Origin of the sequence: Ochrobactrum sp. SFR4 (assembly GCF_019730395.1) — a bacterium.
Classification (GTDB): domain Bacteria; phylum Pseudomonadota; class Alphaproteobacteria; order Rhizobiales; family Rhizobiaceae; genus Pseudochrobactrum.
In genome coordinates, this window is record NZ_JAAPBB010001203.1 from 1 (window position 1) to 244 (window position 244).

Consider the following 244-nt stretch of genomic DNA (forward strand, 5'->3'; position numbering starts at 1 on the left):
TTCTCCGGTGAAGAGGGAATTGAGACACTGAAAAAACTCAACATTAATAAGGCTTTTATCTCTGCAGGCGGTGTGCATGAGACGCATGGTGTGACATGCTCGCATTTCCATGAAGTGCCGCTCAAACAAATGGCAATCACGCGCGCAATTGAGTCTTATCTGGTGGTGGATAGCAGCAAGCTTGGCCGAGTGCGCTCGGCCGCTTTTGCACAAATTTCGCAGTTCCGGCAGGTTTTCAGCGCTT

The 244-nt window shown here is 50.0% G+C and carries 1 protein-coding gene; it reads left to right on the plus strand.

Annotation, left to right across the window (positions count from 1 at the left end; all coding sequences use genetic code 11):
• On the plus strand, positions 1-244 hold a 244-nt coding region (locus HBA93_RS22855; RefSeq protein WP_502910187.1), incomplete at both ends, for a sugar phosphate isomerase family.